Consider the following 17,374-nt stretch of genomic DNA (forward strand, 5'->3'; position numbering starts at 1 on the left):
TATTTCGGCGTGCGCTGTCAGCACAACCTGCCGAGCACGTCCGGTAGCTTCGCGCTGTGCACCACGCCGAGCCGCTGTGTGGCGCGGGTGAGCGCGACGTAGAGGTCGTTGAGCCCGCGCGGCGATTCGTCGAGGATGCTCTGCGGCTCGACCAGGTAGACCGCGTCGAACTCCAGGCCCTTCACATCGTGCACGGTGAGCACCCGCACCGACTCGTCCGTGAGGTCGTCCAGCCGAGCCACCAGCGCGTGCGGCGCGATCACCGCTGTGGTGCCCGGCCCGGATTCGGCGGCGACCAGCCGGGCGACTTCCGCGTGCACGTCGCCTGGGGCCACCCGGTACGCGCGCGGCACGGTGCCGGTCTCGCGGACCGAGCGCGGCGCGACAGCCGCCGGGTCGATCGCGGCGAGCACGTCCGCGGCGACTGCCATGATCTCGGCGGGTGTGCGGTAGTTGACCGTCAGCTCGGTCAGCTTCCACCGCGCGGCGACGTAGGGTTCCAGCATCCGCCGCCATGACGACGTGCCCGCCGGGTCGCCGGTCTGCGCGACGTCGCCGACCACGGTGATCCAACGGTTCGGGATTCGCCGCATCACCATGCGCCAGGCCATCTCCGACAGTTCCTGCGCCTCGTCCACGATGACGTGCCCGTAGGTCCAGGTGCGATCGCCCGCGGCGCGTTCCGCGGTGGTCTGGCGGGTGCGCACGTCGTGTCGTTCGGCCAGCTGGCTCGCGTCGATCAGGTCGTAGGCCATCAGGATCTCGGGATCGAGTTCGTCCTCCAGGTCTTGCGGCGCGGAGCCGGTCAAGATGTCCAGCGCGTCCTGTGCCTCGGCGAGCTGGGCGCGCCAGCGGCGGCGCGCGCGCTCGCGCTCCTCGGCATCGTCCACGCCGAGCAGCTCGGCCAGCTCGTCCAGCAGCGGCGCGTCGGCCGCGCTGAACGCGCCGTTGTCCGGACGCACCAGCTCGGCACGGTCGGCGGGGTCGAGCGCGGCCGCGACCCGGTCCAGCCGCTCCGGGGCGGCGAGCAGGTCGGCGAGGACCTCCTGCGGGGACAGAATCGGCCAGAGTTTGCCGATGGCGGACTGGATCTCCTGGTCGGCGCGCATCTCGTCCCTGATCTCGGTGAGGTCGGTCGAGCTCAGCAGGCTGGGGCCGCCGGAAAGGTCGGCACCCATGGTCTGCGCGAGTTGCTCGGTCAACGCGTCGATCACCGAACCGGCGAATATCGGCCTGGCCAGGTTGTGCGGGCGGCGCGAGGAACGGGCGCGGCCGCGGGCCTTGGTGACGATCTTGCGGTCCAAGGTGACCGGATAGCCGTCGAAGGTCAGCCGGATCGGTTCGGCGGGTACCTCCTGGCGGTCACGCACCGCCTGCTTGAGTACCTCGATGATCGCCTGCGAGCCCTTGATCTCGCCCGCGCGCAGGGAGTCCTCCCGGGTCGCCTGCACTCCCGGGTACAAGTCGCCGATGGTGGACAGCAGCACGCCGGTCTCACCGAGTGAAGGGAGCACCTGGCCGATGTAGTCCAGGAAGGTGGCGTTCGGCCCGATGATCAGCACGCCACTCTTGGCCAGCTGCTGGCGGTAGGTGTAGAGCAGGTACGCGGCGCGGTGCAGCGCGACGGCTGTCTTGCCGGTGCCCGGCCCGCCCTGCACAACGAGCACGCTCTTGTGCTCCGAGCGGATGATCGCGTCCTGCTCGTGCTGGATGGTCTCCACGATGTCGCTCATGTGGCCGGTGCGGGCGGCGTTGAGCGCCGCGAGCAGGGCGCTCTCGCTGCCGACGCCGCCGTCGGAGGCGGTGACGCCCGCCCGGCGCGCGGTGTCCAGATCGAGGTACTCGTCGTTGATCGCGGTGACCGTGCGGTTGCGCGACCGTATGTGCCTGCGCCGGGTCACGCCGTCCGGGGTCGCGGTGGTGGCCAGGTAGAACGGCCGGGCCAGCGGGGCGCGCCAGTCCAGCAGCAGGCTCTCGTAGTCGTCCTTCTCGTCGAGGATGCCGAGCCTGCCGATGTAGCGGTAATCCTCCTGCTCGCCGTCGAGATCGATGCGGCCGAAACACAGACCGTGTTCCGCGGCATCGTATTTCGCGAGGTCCTCGGTGTAGAGCTGGCTGAAGGACTCCCGTTCGCTGCGGGCCTGCGGGGTGCCGCCGGTCTCCAGCAGTACGGTGCGCAAGCGGTTGCGCGCGTAGTCGCGCATTTCGTCGAGCCGGTCGTACAGCACCGATAGGTAGGCCTGTTCCCGCTCGGTCTCGCGGGTCCGCTCGTGCCTGTCCTCAGGGGCCGACAACGGCGTGCTGTTGCCCCTGTCTGCGGATGCCGCACGGTCCTGTGTGAGGTCGGGCAAACTAACTCCTTGTCACCGCGATAAGCCGAGAGCACGGTGCCCAGGCCGGGCACGTGGACGCTCGGAAAACAGAGTTGTCGAGTTTACTGTGATCGCGGCACACTCGCTGTAACCGCAGGTCATGCCCACGGCGGCGACGCAGCACTCCGTTCATCAGGCCAGGCGAATCGCACCGGGTGAAGTGTGCGAGCGGCCGTAGATACGACCACGCGGCACTGCCGGCCCGACAGCGATTGCCTACAACCGCAACGACCTCGGCCCGCCGCCGCTTCCGAGCGAAGCGAGAGCGTCCATTGTTCGTTCGCGGCCCGGCTCGCGTCCGAGCGGCCGACGCGTCCGCGACGAAGTCGCCAGCGTCGGTTACATCGCCAGGTCCGCGTCGTGCAGCACGGCTTCGGGGGTGCGGCGGTCGCCGATCGTCAGAGCGGTGACGCCGATCGAGGCGTTCACCTCGATTCGGTGCCCCCGCGCGACGATCGGCTCGGCCATGGTGTTGCGCAGCCGGGCCACCAGCATGTCGATGTCGACTTGGCGGGTGCGGCCGGACAGCAGGACGAGAAACTCGTCGCCACCGAGTCTGCCCACGATGTCGTCGCTGCGCAGGGCACGCTGCAGCCGCTGCGCGACGATCTGCAGCACCGTGTCGCCGATGGCGTGTCCGAGGGTGTCGTTGATCGACTTGAACCCATCCAGGTCGATGAACAGCACGGTGGAGACCGGCAGCTCTTCGACGGTGGCCAGCGCGGCCGCCAGCTGGGACAGGATCAGCGAGCGATTGGCCAGACCGGTGAGCCCATCGTGCGTGGCCTGGTACTCCAATTGCCGCCTGCTGGCGCGGAACTCGGTGATATCGGCGAAGGAGGAGACCGCCGACGAGTGCGGATCGCCAGGGTTGAGCATCCGGCTGCTGCCGGAGAGCCAGCGCCGCTGTCCGTCCACCCGGTCGACGCCGAAGATATAGCCGGTGATGGTCTCGCCGGTGGCGAGCGTGCGCGCGACGGGGTGGCGGCTCGGCGGCAGCGGCTGGGCGTTCCCGTCGAGCAGCACCAGTGGCAGCGACTGGATGGTGTGGCCGATCACTTGTTCGTCGGGCCCCTCGGTGCCGAAGATGCGCTTGGCCGCCGGATTCATCGATTCGATCCGCCCGTCCGGATCGATCACCACGACGCCTTCCTCCAACTGGGAGACGACCGTGGTGAAGTACTGTTCGGCCCGGCGCTGCGCGGCCTCGGCGTGCCGCTGGGCGGTGAGGTCGTGGATGACCACCTGGTAGGCGAGGTGGTCGTGCCAGGCGGTCAGCACCGACACGGTCTCGACGGGGATGCTGACGCCGTCCACCCGCCTGAGCAGCATCTCGGTCGGCTCGGATGCGGCGCCCGCCGTGGTCAGGGTGCTGATGCGGTCCAGCATCGCGGGGATCGAGGCCGGATCGACGAACTTGGTCAGCGGTTGGCCGATCACCTCGTCGACGCTCTCGGCGGCGAGCATGCGGATGGTCGCGGGATTGACGTAGACCACCGTGCCCCGCTCGTGCACACAGATCCCGTCGGGGGTGTGCTCGACCAGGGAACGGTAGCGCTCGGCCAGTTGTTCGGCGGCGTCTACCGCGGCGGCTGCCTTGTCCTCACCCACTCGAACCCCCGATCGTCGACCCTATGGCCATTGGAACACGGGATTATTCTGGTATCGACGTGTACAAGATCACACCGTCGACGCAATTGCTCAGATCACAGTTCGGGCACTTCGTCCGGTTCGATCTGGTGATCATGACAAAACCGGGTCCCACGCGGAAGTCGGGCCGACCGCTGGTCGCCCCGGGGAATCCGGTGAAGGAGCGATGCTATGCCGGGCGCCAACGCCATTCGGTCCCGAAACGACAGACCGCAGTATCAAGATCATATGACCATCGCCGGGCTCGGTGCGGTGACCGGGTATGGGTGGGGGCGGGAAATCCTGTGGCAAGGTTTGCTGAGCGGCAAGTCGGCGGCGTCCATGCAGAGCGGCTACGGGCCCGAGCGGGACGAGGATGCCTGGGTATCGCTGGTGCCTGACGGCGGTGATCACGACGTGACCACCAGCCGATACGGGCGTGCCGTGCACGAGGCTGCGCGGGAGGCGATCGCGGACGCGCGAAGCCGGGGTTGGCGGCCGGGTCGCACGGTCGGGCTGCTGCACGCGATCGTGCTGGGTGACGTGGCGAACTGGCATGACTTCTATGTTGTCGATCACGGCCATCGGGGCTCCCGCGATTATCTTCGGCTGCTGCCGTCCACCCCGATCTCGGTGCTATTGCAGGAGTTCGGTTTCCACGGTCCGGCGATGAACGTGTCCGCGGCGTGCAGTTCGGCCAACGTCGCGCTGATCACCGCGAAGCTCTGGCTGAACGCCGGGCTGGCCGACGATGTGATCTGCGTGGCCACCGACCTGTCCGCGAGCCCGGACATGGTGGAACATTTCGTCGGGCTCGGTGCGGCGGTCACCGACGCCGAACCGCTGGACGCGTGCCGGCCCTTCCAGAAGGGTAGCCGCGGGTTCAGTATCGGGGAGGCCTCGGTCGCCTTCGTCCTGACCCGCTCGGTGGACCGGCCCTACGCCGCCGTGCTCGGTGGCGCCATGACCAACGATGCCTATCACGTGGTCTCCGTCGACCCGAGCCATGAGCAGATCCTGGACTGTGCCCGTCGCGGGCTCGCTGACGCGGGGGTGAGCGCCGAGGAGGTGAGCTACTTCAACGCCCACGGCAGCGGTACCAGGCAGTGCGATGTGGCCGAAAGCCATCTGGTCGCGCACCTGTTCGCCGACCGCCCGCACATCTACGCGCTGAAACCGCTGGTGGGCCATTGCCAGGGTGCGTCGGCCGCGGTCGAGGTGGCCGCGGCGGCGTTGGGTTACGACCGCGGTGTCATACCCGCGGCACCGATCGTCGCGCCCGCCCACCCGCGGTTGCTGGACGGCCCCGCACCGTTCGAGGGGGGTATCACCGCGAAGCTCTCGCTGGGTATGGGCGGGAACAATTCCGTCGTGGTGCTCGGAGGGGCCTGACCATGCTTTGCGCATCACCGCCTCGGCGTGACCGGGCGGCGGCTCGGCTCGGCGTGACCGGGAGGCGAGTCGGCTCGGCGTGACTCGGCGGCGGCTCGGCTCGGCGTGACCGGGAGGCGAGTCGGAACAGGCGTGGCACGACCGCGCGGCGAGCCCGTCGGAATGGCGGGCGGCGCCGAGCTGTTGACCCTAGGCGCCGAGCGGGCGATCCTACAGAGACGTCCGGCCTGTTTCCTGGCTGCATCCCCGCGTCCTGCGGTCCGGCTCCCGCCGTTCATCGAGGTGGCGGGCGGTCCGCGAAACCTGTCGGTGCCCACGCTTAGCATGGCGGACGGGGGTATGTCTGGACGCTGAACACGAATGAGAAGGGACGGCTTGTGGCGGAACGCCTCACTGTGCGTGGAGCTCGGGAGCACAACCTGAAGGGGGTCGATCTGGAACTGCCCCGCGACAGCCTCATCGTGTTCACCGGTCTGTCCGGCTCCGGCAAATCGAGCCTGGCCTTCGACACGATCTTCGCGGAGGGCCAGCGGCGCTATGTCGAATCGCTGTCGGCCTACGCGCGGCAGTTCCTCGGTCAGATGGACAAGCCCGACGTCGATTTCATCGAGGGCCTCTCGCCCGCGGTGTCGATCGACCAGAAGTCCACCAACCGCAACCCGCGCTCGACGGTCGGCACCATCACGGAGGTGTACGACTACCTGCGTCTGCTCTACGCGCGGGCGGGCACGCCGCACTGCCCGGTGTGCGGCGAACTGATCGCCAAGCAGACCCCGCAGCAGATCGTCGACCAGGTGCTGGCCATGGCCGAAGGCATCCGGTTCCAGGTACTCGCCCCGGTGGTGCGCACCCGCAAGGGCGAGTTCGTCGATCTGTTCGACCAGCTGAACACGCAGGGCTATTCCCGCGTCCGGGTCGACGGCGTGGTGTATCCGCTCACCGATCCGCCGAAACTGAAGAAGCAGGAGAAGCACGACGTCGAGGTCGTGATCGACCGTCTTGCGGTGAAGCCGAATTCCAAGCAGCGCCTCACCGATTCGATCGAGACCGCGCTGCGGCTTGCCGACGGCATCGTGGTGCTCGACTTCGTGGACCGCGACGAGCACGCGCACGACCGGGAGCGCCGTTTCTCCGAACGTCTGGCCTGCCCGAACGGCCACCCGCTCGACATCGAAGACCTGGAACCGCGCTCGTTCTCGTTCAACTCGCCCTATGGCGCCTGCCCGGACTGCACCGGCCTCGGCATCCGCAAGGAGGTCGACCCGGACCTGGTCGTGCCCGACCCGGCGCTGAGCCTGAACGAGGGCGCGATCGCCCCGTGGTCGCGCGGCCAGACCGCCGAGTACTTCACCAGGCTGCTGTCCGGCCTCGCCGAATCCATCGGCTTCTCCATGGATACGCCGTGGCAGGACCTGCCGCTGAAAGCCCGCAAAGCGGTCCTGGAGGGCAGCGCCGACCAGGTGCACGTCTCCTACACCAACCGCTACGGCCGCAAACGCTCTTATTACGCCGATTTCGAGGGCGTGATGCCGTTCCTGCAGCGGCGCATGGAGAACACCGACTCCGAACAGATGAAGGAGCACTACGACGGGTACATGCGGGACATCCCGTGCCCGGTGTGCAACGGCGCCCGCCTCCGTCCGGAGATTCTCGCGGTCACCCTCGCCGCGAACAACGACAACAAGTCCATCGCCGACGTCAGCGAGTTGTCCATCGGAGATTGCTCGAAGTTCCTGAACTCACTGACCCTGGGGGAGCGCGAGGCCGCCATCGCCGGGCAGGTGCTCAAGGAGGTGCAGGCGCGGCTGGGCTTCCTCCTCGACGTCGGCCTGGAGTACCTGAGCCTGTCGCGTGCGGCGGCCACGCTGTCCGGCGGCGAGGCACAGCGGATCCGGCTTGCCACCCAGATCGGCTCCGGCCTGGTCGGCGTGCTGTACGTGCTCGACGAGCCCTCCATCGGCCTGCATCAGCGCGACAACCGCAGGCTCATCGAAACCCTCACACGGCTGCGTGATCTCGGCAACACGCTGATCGTGGTCGAGCACGACGAGGACACCATCCGCGCCTCGGACTGGGTGGTCGACATCGGCCCGCTCGCGGGCGAGCACGGCGGCACGGTGGTGCACAGCGGGCCTTACCAGGAGCTGCTCACCGACCCGGTTTCGCTGACCGGCGCCTATCTTTCGGGCCGTGAGCGGATCGAGGTACCGGTGGTGCGCCGCCCGGTCAGCAGGAAGCGCCAGCTCACCGTGGTCGGTGCGAACGAGCACAACCTGAAGGGCATCGACGTCAGCTTTCCGCTCGGCGTGGTCACCTCGGTCACGGGCGTGTCCGGGTCGGGCAAGTCGACGCTGGTCAATGACATCCTGGCCACGGTGCTGGCGAACCGGCTCAACGGCGCGCGGCAGGTGCCGGGCAGGCACACCAGGGTGAACGGGCTCGACCACCTGGACAAGCTGGTGCAGGTGGACCAGTCGCCGATCGGCCGCACCCCGCGCTCGAACCCGGCCACCTACACCGGCGTGTTCGACAAGATCCGGACCTTGTTCGCCGCCACCACCGAGGCGAAGGTGCGTGGCTACCAGCCGGGCCGGTTCTCGTTCAATGTCAAGGGCGGTCGCTGCGAGGCATGCTCCGGTGACGGCACGCTGAAGATCGAGATGAACTTCCTGCCGGATGTATATGTGCCGTGTGAGGTTTGCCATGGGGCCCGGTACAACCGGGAGACCCTCGAGGTGCACTACAAGGGCAAGACCATTGCCGAGGTGCTGGATATGTCCATCGAGGAGGCTGCCGAGTTCTTCGAGCCGGTCACCTCGATCCACCGGTATCTGAAAACGTTGGTGGACGTCGGGCTCGGATATGTGCGGCTCGGGCAGAGTGCTCCGACGCTGTCCGGCGGCGAGGCCCAGCGCGTGAAGCTGGCCGCCGAGCTGCAGAAGCGCTCGACCGGGCGGACGGTGTACATCCTGGACGAGCCGACGACCGGTCTGCACTTCGAGGACATTCGCAAGCTGCTCGGCGTCATCAACGGCCTGGTCGACAAGGGCAACACGGTGATCGTCATCGAACACAACCTGGACGTCATCAAGACCTCCGACTGGGTGGTCGATATGGGTCCCGAGGGCGGTTCCGGCGGCGGCACCGTCGTTGCCCAAGGCACCCCGGAAGACATTGCGGCCGTTGCGGAAAGCTACACCGGTCAGTTCCTACGCGACGTGCTCGCCCAGTCGTCCGCGCCGAAGGCCCCGGCGAAGAAGACACCGGCCAAGGCCACCGTGGCCAAGTCTCGGGCAGTCGAGCCGACGGCGGCCAAGGCGACGAAGCGGGTGGCGAAGAAGGCGGCGCCGGTCGGCTGACACGCCCCGTTCGGGCGGCGTGGTGCACCGAATGCCGTGGACGCGCGGCTTTTCGTCGTGTCCGCGGTTTGCGATGGTGGATCAGCCCGGCGAGTTCCTTCGGCTTGGACCGCATCGGCCAGTGGCCGGCAGGGGAGCTCGGCGTCGATCCGGGCGATTGCCGCACTGTGTCCGACCCAGGCGGATTCCTGAACATCGGTGCCGCAACGGCATTCACGTCCAGAAACGCCGGTCGCGGTCGCGGGATAGGTCGCCGTGCTCCGCTGCCGGGCCGCCACTCAGGCCCGGTGCCGACCGGTGGGTCGGCACCGGGCCTGCCCCAGGTTCGACGGTCGTTCGCCCCGCGCACCCGGGGCGGAGACACACGAGTTCGCGCGTCAGCCCATCGCGGGGTCGCCGGTTGTCGGTCTCCACCCACCTGCGGTGGGCGACACTCGCTCGTCAGCCCGCTCGGCTCCCGAACCAGCGAGTGAGCGCACCGTACAGCCGGTCCGCCTCCTCGGGTTCCCGCGCGACCGCGGCCACATAGCCGTCCGGCCTGATCAGCAACGCATCCGTCGGCGCGTCCGCGCAGGTGGCGACCACGGTGTCGATGCGGTCGCGCCAGCCTCGCGCGGCGTGTCGGCGAAGCGGCCGCCGGTCAGGTCGAGCAGTACCGGGCGCGCCTGGTGCAGGAGCTCGGCGGCGCGACGTCCGTCCGACAGGGTGAGATCGGGCATGAGGAGTCCGGCGAGCGGATGGTCGTCGCCGGTGTCGTAGCGGACGTCGGAACCGGCCATCAGGTGTGCGATGTGCTCTGCCGTCCCCGGCAGTTGCAGCAGCTCGCCGAACAGCGCCCGCAGCGCGGTGATCTCGGGGCCGGGCATCATGAGTGGGTCTGCGACATCGACTGCAGCATCACCCGCTCGCCGACCGGATGCCGCTCACTCTTGATAGGTGTTCAACAGGTCGTCCGGCGCCCATCCGCGCACCTGGGCTGCGAGCTTCCACCCCAGGTTGAACACGTCCTGCAGGCCGAGATTGAGTCCAGGACCGCCCATGCCGGAGTGCACATGTGCGGAATCGCCGACCAGCAGGACGTTTCCGTCCCGGTACCGGTCGGCCTGCCGCGTGTTCTGGCCGTGGATGCGCCGCAGCGCGTGCGGTCCGGGCCCCTGCGGCGGCTCGATCGGCAGGTCGACGCCGAGCACCCGGCGCAGGCTCGCCCGCAGTTCGTCGAATGTCATCGGCGCGTCGCTCGGTTCGGACCCGTCGAATTCCGTCGTGGCGACGAGCGGACGGCCCGGTTCGAGCTCGGCGAAGACGAATCCGCCGCGTTCGAGCCGGTTGTGCCCGAACGGAAGACGGCCGGGTCCGAGGACCTCGACGCCGCCGTCGGCGGTGCGCAGGTTGTCGGGTAGGCGCACATGCGCCATCCGGTTGATCGTCGCAGAGGTGTGGCCGGGAAAACCGATGCCGACGCTCTTGCGGATCAGGCTCTTGCCGCCGTCTGCGCCCACCAGATACCGGGTGCGCAGGTCGTAGGTCCCGTCGTGCGCTGCCACCGTGACGGTGACTCCCGCGTCGTCGCGGTCGAGGCCGATCACCTCGTTGCCCCATCGGAGGTCCACCCCGAGGCCGCGCACATGCTCCACCAGCAGCCGGACCAGCCGCGGCTGCGGCATCAGCATCGCCCGCATCGGGTTGTCCGCGACCCCGGCGAACGACACCGGCATCCCACCGAGCAAATACGCCGGAATCGGCGCAGGCGCGCCTGGTGTGCCACCGAACTCGTGGTAGAGCCCGCGCAGATCCAGCAGGCGGATCACCTGGCCGACCAGGCCGTTGGCCTTCGGCTCCGCGCTCGGCTCGGTGAGCCGGTCCAGGACGACGGGGCGGACACCGGCGAGCGCGAGCTCGGCGGCGAGCATGAGCCCGTTCGGTCCGGCACCGGAAATCACCACGTCGACAGCGTTTTCGGGCATGACGAGGACAACCCTTCTGGTATCTCGGTGATGTGGTCGCGCTGGGGTCAGCGCTGAGGATCGGGCAGGCCTGCGGCGACTTCGGCCAGGGCCTGACGGAGCACGGTGGTCACGGGCACCGGGGGATCGGCGTGGACGTAGGCCAGCATGGCCGCTTCGCCCAAGGCCGCGATCACGCCCGCCACCAGGCGCGGATAGAGATCGCGATGCGGATCGGTGCCGGTACGTTCGGCGACCACTTCGACCCAGTCTTCGGTGGCTTCTTTGGAGATCGCGAAGCGTAGCTCGGGGATGGCAAGCAGCTTGCGGATCTCGGCCAGCTGGGCGGCACTCGGCACCATGTCCGTGGCGCCCTCGGCCTCGAGGGGTGCGAGCAGCGCGGCGGAGACGGCCGTCCACAACGGCTCGTCGGCGGGCCGCTCACGCAGGAGGACGAGGCTGCGCCGGATGCGCTCGGCCTGGCGATAGGCGATCGCGTCGTACTTGCCGGTGAAGTAATTGGTGAACGTCCGTACCGATACACCCGCCCGCGCCGCGATGTCCTCTCGGGTGACGTTCTCGAGTCCGCGTTCGAAGGCCAGTTGCAGCGCCGCGTCGCTCAGTGCCCGACGGGTGTCGAGCTTCTTGCGCTCGCGCAGGCCGAGCGTGTGTTCTTCGGGCATGGCTCCAGACTACGGCGAAAACTTGCCCGGTGGGCAAAAATTCCCGAAGGGAAAGATTTTACGGCACCCGCTGGTGGCGACTGCGAGTCAGTAGACCGGGCCGGTGTACTTCTCACCAGGGCCCTTGCCCGGCTCGTCGGGGTGTGCGGAGGACTCCCTGAAGGCGCGCTGCAGCGATTGCAGCCCCTCGCGAATCGGCCCGGCATGCGGGCCCAAATACTCCACCGAGGCCGTGACCAGCCCGGCCAGCGCGGTGATCACCCGCCGCGCTTCGTCCAGGTCGCGGCGCGGACTGGTGGCCGGATCCTCGTCGGCGAGCCCGAGCTTCTCCGCCGCCGAGCTCATCAGCATCACGGCGGCGCGGCTGATCACCTCGACCGCAGGGATGTCGGCCAGTTCGCGCACGGAGGTGTCGAGCTCTTCAGTCATGCCCTTCAGGCTAGCGACGCCGCGCGCAGCATCCGGAGGTGGCCGATCTCTGCGACGTTCTTCATCAGCTCCGCGTTCACCCAGCCCGCCAGGTGTGCGATGGTCAGCCCGGCGTCGGCGGGCCACGGGTAGGCGGACGGGAGATCCAGATCGGCTTCGGTGAGCCCGCCGAGCACGCGCACCCACTCCTCGCGTAGCTCGCGCAGGCAGGCGATGGTGGCGGCGCCGTCGCCAGGCCAGTGCACGTCCTCCCGCGCTGGTGGGATGCGCTTCTCGGCGTGGTCCACGGCCGTGCCCCACCACCAGCCGATGTGCCAGGTGAGCCAGCCGATGGTCGGGACCGGCATGGGATCGGGTTCGGTATCGGCCCAGTCCGGCCGCCATACGCCTTCGGGATCCGGTCGTACCGTCCAGACGAGGTCGGTGGGCTCCCAGAGGAAGTCTTCCTGCGTGAGCGTGTCGAAGTGGATCCCGGCGAGCGACCAGGTCAGGTCGAATTGCCATCGCAGCAGGTCACGGCGTGGTGTGGGCATCGGGGGAGCGTGGCACGCGTCGGGTGGTCCGGCAAGCGGTTTTCGTCCCGATTCGGCGATAGCCGAACAGAATGTTAGACTTTTCGCTGACGACCGCCCCGGGCCTGCCCGGGGCCTGATAAGTGGAGCCCGACTCCCACCGTTGCCGACGAGCGATCGTACAGGTCAAACGGTCCGGTCACCCGTCCTTACGAGGGCGGGTTTCTTGTGCCGGGGTTCTCGCGGGAGAGCCGACGCACAAGGGTCGACCCGAATATTCGCGGTCGGCGATCGGTCGACACCGGGCCCCGTGCGGAATACCGCACCGGGGCCTTTGTGTTGAACAGGGGTTGCAGTTATTGCGTGCGGTCGTCCGACGACACCGCTTGACCTAGGAGGCCCCATCAGCACTGAGACCCGCATCAACGATCGCATCCGTGTTCCCGAAGTCCGTCTCATCGGACCTGGCGGCGAGCAGGTTGGGATCGTGCGTGTTGAAGATGCACTACGCGTCGCCCTCGAAGCCGACCTCGACTTGGTCGAGGTGGCCCCGGATGCCCGTCCGCCGGTCTGCAAGATCATGGATTACGGCAAATTCAAGTACGAGACGGCGCAGAAGGCGCGTGAGTCTCGGAAGAACCAGCAGCAGACCGTGATCAAGGAGCAGAAGCTCCGCCCGAAGATCGATGACCACGACTACGAGACGAAGAAGCGGAATGTGGTCCGCTTCCTCGAGGCGGGGTCGAAGGTCAAGGTGACGATCATGTTCCGGGGTCGCGAGCAGTCCCGCCCCGAGCTCGGGTTTCGGCTGCTGCAGCGGCTGGCCTCCGACGTTGCCGAGCTGGGTTTCGTAGAGACCTCGGCCAAGCAGGACGGTCGCAACATGACCATGGTCCTCGCCCCCCACAAGGGTGCGAAGACGCGGGTGAAGGCGCAGCAGGAGTCGGCCCCGCGCCCGGCGCCCAGCGCCGCACCGGCCGGTGAGCCGGCCGCGGAGCAGGCCGAGGCGGCAGCACCTCCGCAGTAACACCGATCAGAACACCGGCGGTCCGCGAGGGCCGCCGGAACGACAGATAGAGGAATCCATGCCGAAGATGAAGAGCCACAGCGGCGCCTCGAAGCGATTCAAGGTGTCCGGTAAAGGCAAGCTGCTTCGCCAGCAGGCGAACCGTCGCCACCTGTTCGAGCACAAGCCCACCCGCCGGACTCGTCGTCTGGACGGCACGGAGGTCGTCGCGGCTGCCGACGTCCGTCGCGTGAAGAAGCTGCTCGCTATCTGATTGCGCCACTGCGCAGGCTAGCTACCAGCACACCGCGACCGGAGATTCTCCGGCGCCACCCCCGACCAATTTCGGGCGCCGCCCGCGCCCCCAGATCGAACAGGACTGACCAGTGGCACGCGTCAAAAGGGCCGTCAACGCTCAGAAGAAGCGCCGTTCCATCCTTGAGGCCTCCAAGGGTTACCGCGGCCAGCGTTCGCGGCTGTACCGCAAGGCCAAGGAGCAGCAGCTGCACTCGCTCGCCTACGCCTACCGGGACCGCCGGGCGCGCAAGGGTGACTTCCGTAAGCTGTGGATCGCCCGAATCAACGCCGCGGCGCGGATCAACGACATCACCTACAACCGCTTCATCCAGGGCTTGAAGGCCGCCGGTGTCGAGGTGGACCGCAAGATTCTCGCCGAGCTCGCGGTGTCGGACGCCGAGGCGTTCGCCGGTCTCGTCGCGATCGCCAAGGCCGCTCTCCCGCAGGACGTCAACGCCCCGGCTGCCTGAGTCGCGGAATCTGTTGACACAAGGACGACCCTCGGAACGACCCGTGGAGGCGCTCAGCGAGCGCAATCCGCGGGTCGTTTCCGCTGTCAAGCTGCAGCGCAGCGCGCAGCGCAGGAAGGAAGGCCGATTCCTCGCCGAGGGAGCCAACGCCGTTGCCGCGGCGCTGAGCGCCGGGCGAGTGCATGAGCTGTTCTACTCGATGGCCGCCGCCGAGCGTGAGCACGAGCTGATCGCCGGCGCGGCCGCCGCGGGGGTGCGCAGCACGCTGGTGGGCGACCGCGCAGCGCAGCATCTCGGCGAAACCGTCACTGCTCCGGGACTGGTCGCGGTCTGCGACCTTATCGACGTGCCGCTGGCGCGAATACTCGAGCGGGGCCCGCGGATGTTGGCCGTTCCCGTCGAAATGGCAGAGCCGGGCAATGCCGGAACACTCGTCCGGGTCGCCGATTCGGTCGGTGCCGACGGAGTGGTGCTGGCGGGAGACAGTGTCGACCCGCACAACGGAAAATGCGTGCGTGCGAGCGCGGGCAGCATTTTCCACGTGCCGATCGCACGGCACAGAGACGTCGGTGAGACGGTGGATGCGCTTGCGGCCGCTGGCATCACGATCCTCGCGACCGCCGCCAACGGCGAAGTCGACCTGGACGACGCCGACGAGCTGTTCATCGAACCTGTCGCCTGGCTGTTCGGCAACGAGGCGCACGGCCTCGACCCCGCCGTCGCGCGTCGCGCCGACCATCGCGTCCGCATCCCTATTCGAGGCCGTGCCGAGAGCCTGAATTTGGCCACTGCCGCGGCGATCTGCCTCTACGCGAACTCCCGCGTCCGCTACCGCGCCGATTCCTGAGGTCGCGGGTCCCTCGGATCGGCGCGGACCAGCACGTGCGTGCGTCCGGCCCGATAGCAAGACAGCCGCGCGCCTGGTCGATAGCTTTCAACGGGCAGATCCGCCCGATTGCGAAACCGGCAGCTCTACTCGAGCGCCGTTGACCGACTCGATCGCGTGACGGCCCGCGCCTGCTCAATCGCCGTTGGCGCTCAGATCCGCCAAAATCTCCGCCGCCCACGCGGCAGGCACCGCGTCCGGTCCCGCGACACGCATCGCGCTCATCACCGTGAGCAGCATCCCGGAGGCCAGGAACCGGCGCACCTCGGATGTCGGCGCGCCGCTCAGTTCGCGGACCAGGGTGTAGATCTGGCCGAAACGCGTACGGACATGGTCGCCGATGGCGGGGTCCGCGCTGGCCGAGAACCCATGCAGCAGCAGTTGGAGCAGTTCTCGCTCGGCCAGGAACACCGAGTAGCCGTTGGCGAGCGCGCGCAGCGCTTCCTCGGAACTCACACCAGGGCCTGCCTCTGCGCGCGCCGAACGGAAGATCTCCTCGATCCGGTCACACACCCGGTGCAGCGCTGCGCGGAACAGCTGCTGTTTGCTGCCGAAGAGCCGGATCACGTACGGCTGCGAAACGCCTGCGCGCCGGGCGATCTCGTCGGTCTTCGTGGCCGCGTAACCGGACTCGGCGAAGGCGTCTATGGCCGCGCGCAGCACCTGCTCGCCGCGTTCGGTGGCGGTCATCCTGGTTCTGGTCGAATGCGCCATCGGGGTGCTCCGTCTCCTCTGGTTCGTGCGAATCTTGACATGTTATCAGTCAATGCATACTCTTCGGGCAGTTAGTTATCAGTCGATTACAACAAGGACTGGACATGACCGAGACATTTCAATCTGCGGCGGCACCTGCCGCCGCACCCGCGGTTGCTATCGGCGGGCGCTCGCTCGCCGCCGTGCTGGTCGCCGTCGGTATCCCGATGTTCATGGTCACGCTGGACAACCTGGTCGTGACGAACGCGCTGCCGGTGATCCGCACCGAGCTGGGCGCCGCATTGACCGACCTGCAGTGGTTCGTGAACGCCTACACGTTGTCCTTCGCCTCGCTGCTGCTCACCGCGTCGGCCGTCGGTGACCGGCTCGGCAGGCGCCGGGTCTTTCTTGCGGGCATCGCACTGTTCACGCTGGCGTCCGCGGCCTGTGCACTGGCCACCGGACCGGGCATGCTGATCGCCGCACGGGCGATTCAGGGCTTCGGCGCGGCGGCCGTGATGCCGCTGTCGCTGACGCTGCTCTCGACGGCTGTTCCGGAGCGGATGCGCAACGCTGCCATCGGCATCTGGGGCGGTATCGCCGGTCTCGGCGTCGCGCTCGGTCCCCTCATCGGCGGCGCCGTGGTGGACGGGCTGAGCTGGCACTGGATCTTCTGGCTGAACGTGCCTGTCGGTCTCGCAGTGCTGCCCTTCGCCGCGCGGGTGCTCGCCGAGTCGCACGGTGGCAGCCGGCGCCTCGACCCGGTCGGTCTGCTGCTGTCGGCGGGCGGCGTTCTCGCGGTGGTGTGGGGCGTGATCCACGGCGCCGACGACGGCTGGACCTCGGCGGGTGTGCTGTCCGCGCTGATCGGCGGCGCCGCACTGCTGGGCTGCCTGATCGGTTGGGAACTGCGTACGCCGGAGCCGATGCTGCCGCTGCGGCTGTTCCGTTCCCGGGCATTCAGCGTGAGCAACGTCGTGGGCTTCGCCTTCTCGGTCGGGGTGTTCGGTTCGATCTTCCTGCTCGCGCAGTACTTCCAGGTGGTGCAGGGCTACAGCCCGCTGGAATCGGGCGTGCGCACGATGCCGTGGACGATGGCTCCCATGCTCGTGGCGCCGATCGCGGGCCTGCTGGTCGACCGGGTCGGCGCGCGCACGTTGATCAGCACGGGTCAGGGATTGCTCGCCGCGGCGCTGGCCTGGATAGCGGCGATCACATCGGTGGACATCGGCTATGGAGCATTCGTCGCGCCGTTCCTGCTCGCGGGTGTGGGTATGGGCCTGACCTTCGCGCCCGCGTCCACGATCGTGATGACCAGCGCCGCACCAGAGGACCGGGCCATGGCCTCGGGCACCAACAACACCGTCCGCGAGGTGGGCGTGGCGATGGGTGTCGCGGTGCTGGCCTCGGTATTCGCCTCCTATGGTTCCTACCTCGGCCCGAAGAGCTACGTAGCTGGGCTGGTGCCCGCGGTATGGGTCGGCGCGGCGATCGTGGCGGTGGGGGCGCTGGCGTCGCTGCTGCTGCCGCGTCGGGTGGTCGCGGCGGACTGACCGCCGATCTGTGCGTCCTTTCCGCTGCTTCGGGGGAGGGCGCACAGTAGCGTTGATGACACCGAGCGGTGCGTCGTGTCGGAAATGGGTACACGAGCGCGGTTGCGGAGGTGGCCGGAACGTCCCACTGTCCGGTCACTCTCGTCGTAA

At 68.3% G+C, this 17,374-nt stretch carries 13 protein-coding genes and 1 pseudogene; 7 read left to right on the forward strand and 7 right to left on the reverse strand.

The features are described 5' to 3' along the window. Window positions 1-17: 17 nt before the first annotated feature. Window positions 18-2,294: a HelD family protein gene (locus tag AB4Z47_RS11425; protein ID WP_441950203.1), complete on the reverse strand. Its 2,277-nt coding sequence runs from the start codon at window positions 2,292-2,294 to the stop codon at window positions 18-20. Between the two features lie 417 nt (window positions 2,295-2,711). Beyond that, complete coding sequence (locus AB4Z47_RS11430) at window positions 2,712-3,983, reverse strand: diguanylate cyclase domain-containing protein (RefSeq protein WP_441950158.1); 1,272 nt, start codon at window positions 3,981-3,983, stop codon at window positions 2,712-2,714. Window positions 3,984-4,250: 267 nt separating this feature from the next. Between AB4Z47_RS11430 and AB4Z47_RS11435 the strand changes: the two genes are divergently transcribed. Continuing rightward, a complete protein-coding gene (locus AB4Z47_RS11435) occupies window positions 4,251-5,393 on the forward strand; it encodes a beta-ketoacyl synthase N-terminal-like domain-containing protein (protein WP_441950159.1) in 1,143 nt (380 codons plus the stop codon). Between the two features lie 377 nt (window positions 5,394-5,770). After that, window positions 5,771-8,752 (forward strand): excinuclease ABC subunit UvrA, encoded by a 2,982-nt coding sequence (uvrA, locus tag AB4Z47_RS11440; protein WP_441950160.1) that lies wholly within the window; start codon window positions 5,771-5,773, stop codon window positions 8,750-8,752. Between the two features lie 441 nt (window positions 8,753-9,193). On the opposite strand, the pseudogene AB4Z47_RS11445 reads toward uvrA, so the two are convergent. The 4 genes and pseudogenes from AB4Z47_RS11445 to AB4Z47_RS11460 all read right to left on the reverse strand — a co-directional run bounded on the left by AB4Z47_RS11445 (window position 9,194) and on the right by AB4Z47_RS11460 (window position 12,340). Beyond that, window positions 9,194-10,716, reverse strand: a pseudogene (locus tag AB4Z47_RS11445) (FAD-dependent monooxygenase). Between the two features lie 47 nt (window positions 10,717-10,763). Then, on the reverse strand, window positions 10,764-11,378 hold the full coding sequence (locus AB4Z47_RS11450) for a TetR/AcrR family transcriptional regulator (protein ID WP_441950161.1): 615 nt from the start codon (window positions 11,376-11,378) through the stop codon (window positions 10,764-10,766). Between the two features lie 87 nt (window positions 11,379-11,465). Next, complete coding sequence (locus AB4Z47_RS11455; RefSeq protein WP_327114800.1) at window positions 11,466-11,807, reverse strand: DUF1844 domain-containing protein; 342 nt, start codon at window positions 11,805-11,807, stop codon at window positions 11,466-11,468. A gap of 5 nt (window positions 11,808-11,812) precedes the next feature. Further along, window positions 11,813-12,340: a DinB family protein gene (locus AB4Z47_RS11460; RefSeq protein ID WP_441950162.1), complete on the reverse strand. Its 528-nt coding sequence runs from the start codon at window positions 12,338-12,340 to the stop codon at window positions 11,813-11,815. A gap of 337 nt (window positions 12,341-12,677) precedes the next feature. Between AB4Z47_RS11460 and infC the strand changes: the two genes are divergently transcribed. The 4 genes from infC to AB4Z47_RS11480 all read left to right on the forward strand — a co-directional run bounded on the left by infC (window position 12,678) and on the right by AB4Z47_RS11480 (window position 14,939). Further along, a complete protein-coding gene (gene infC / locus AB4Z47_RS11465; RefSeq protein WP_441950205.1) occupies window positions 12,678-13,346 on the forward strand; it encodes a translation initiation factor IF-3 in 669 nt (222 codons plus the stop codon). Between the two features lie 58 nt (window positions 13,347-13,404). After that, window positions 13,405-13,599 (forward strand): 50S ribosomal protein L35, encoded by a 195-nt coding sequence (rpmI, locus tag AB4Z47_RS11470; RefSeq protein ID WP_327114804.1) that lies wholly within the window; start codon window positions 13,405-13,407, stop codon window positions 13,597-13,599. A gap of 112 nt (window positions 13,600-13,711) precedes the next feature. Next, a complete protein-coding gene (rplT, locus tag AB4Z47_RS11475; protein ID WP_327114805.1) occupies window positions 13,712-14,092 on the forward strand; it encodes a 50S ribosomal protein L20 in 381 nt (126 codons plus the stop codon). 43 nt (window positions 14,093-14,135) lie between these two features. Continuing rightward, a complete protein-coding gene (locus tag AB4Z47_RS11480; RefSeq protein WP_441950164.1) occupies window positions 14,136-14,939 on the forward strand; it encodes a TrmH family RNA methyltransferase in 804 nt (267 codons plus the stop codon). Window positions 14,940-15,113: 174 nt separating this feature from the next. Here the strand turns inward: AB4Z47_RS11480 and AB4Z47_RS11485 are convergent, their stop codons facing one another. Then, a complete protein-coding gene (locus tag AB4Z47_RS11485; RefSeq protein WP_441950165.1) occupies window positions 15,114-15,692 on the reverse strand; it encodes a TetR/AcrR family transcriptional regulator in 579 nt (192 codons plus the stop codon). 104 nt (window positions 15,693-15,796) lie between these two features. Here AB4Z47_RS11485 and AB4Z47_RS11490 point away from each other — a divergent pair, with 104 nt between their 5' ends. Beyond that, complete coding sequence (locus tag AB4Z47_RS11490) at window positions 15,797-17,224, forward strand: DHA2 family efflux MFS transporter permease subunit (protein WP_441950167.1); 1,428 nt, start codon at window positions 15,797-15,799, stop codon at window positions 17,222-17,224. The last annotated feature ends 150 nt before the right edge of the window (window positions 17,225-17,374 follow it).

This window comes from Nocardia sp. 2TAF39 (assembly GCF_052114905.1).
Classification (GTDB): Bacteria; Actinomycetota; Actinomycetes; order Mycobacteriales; family Mycobacteriaceae; genus Nocardia.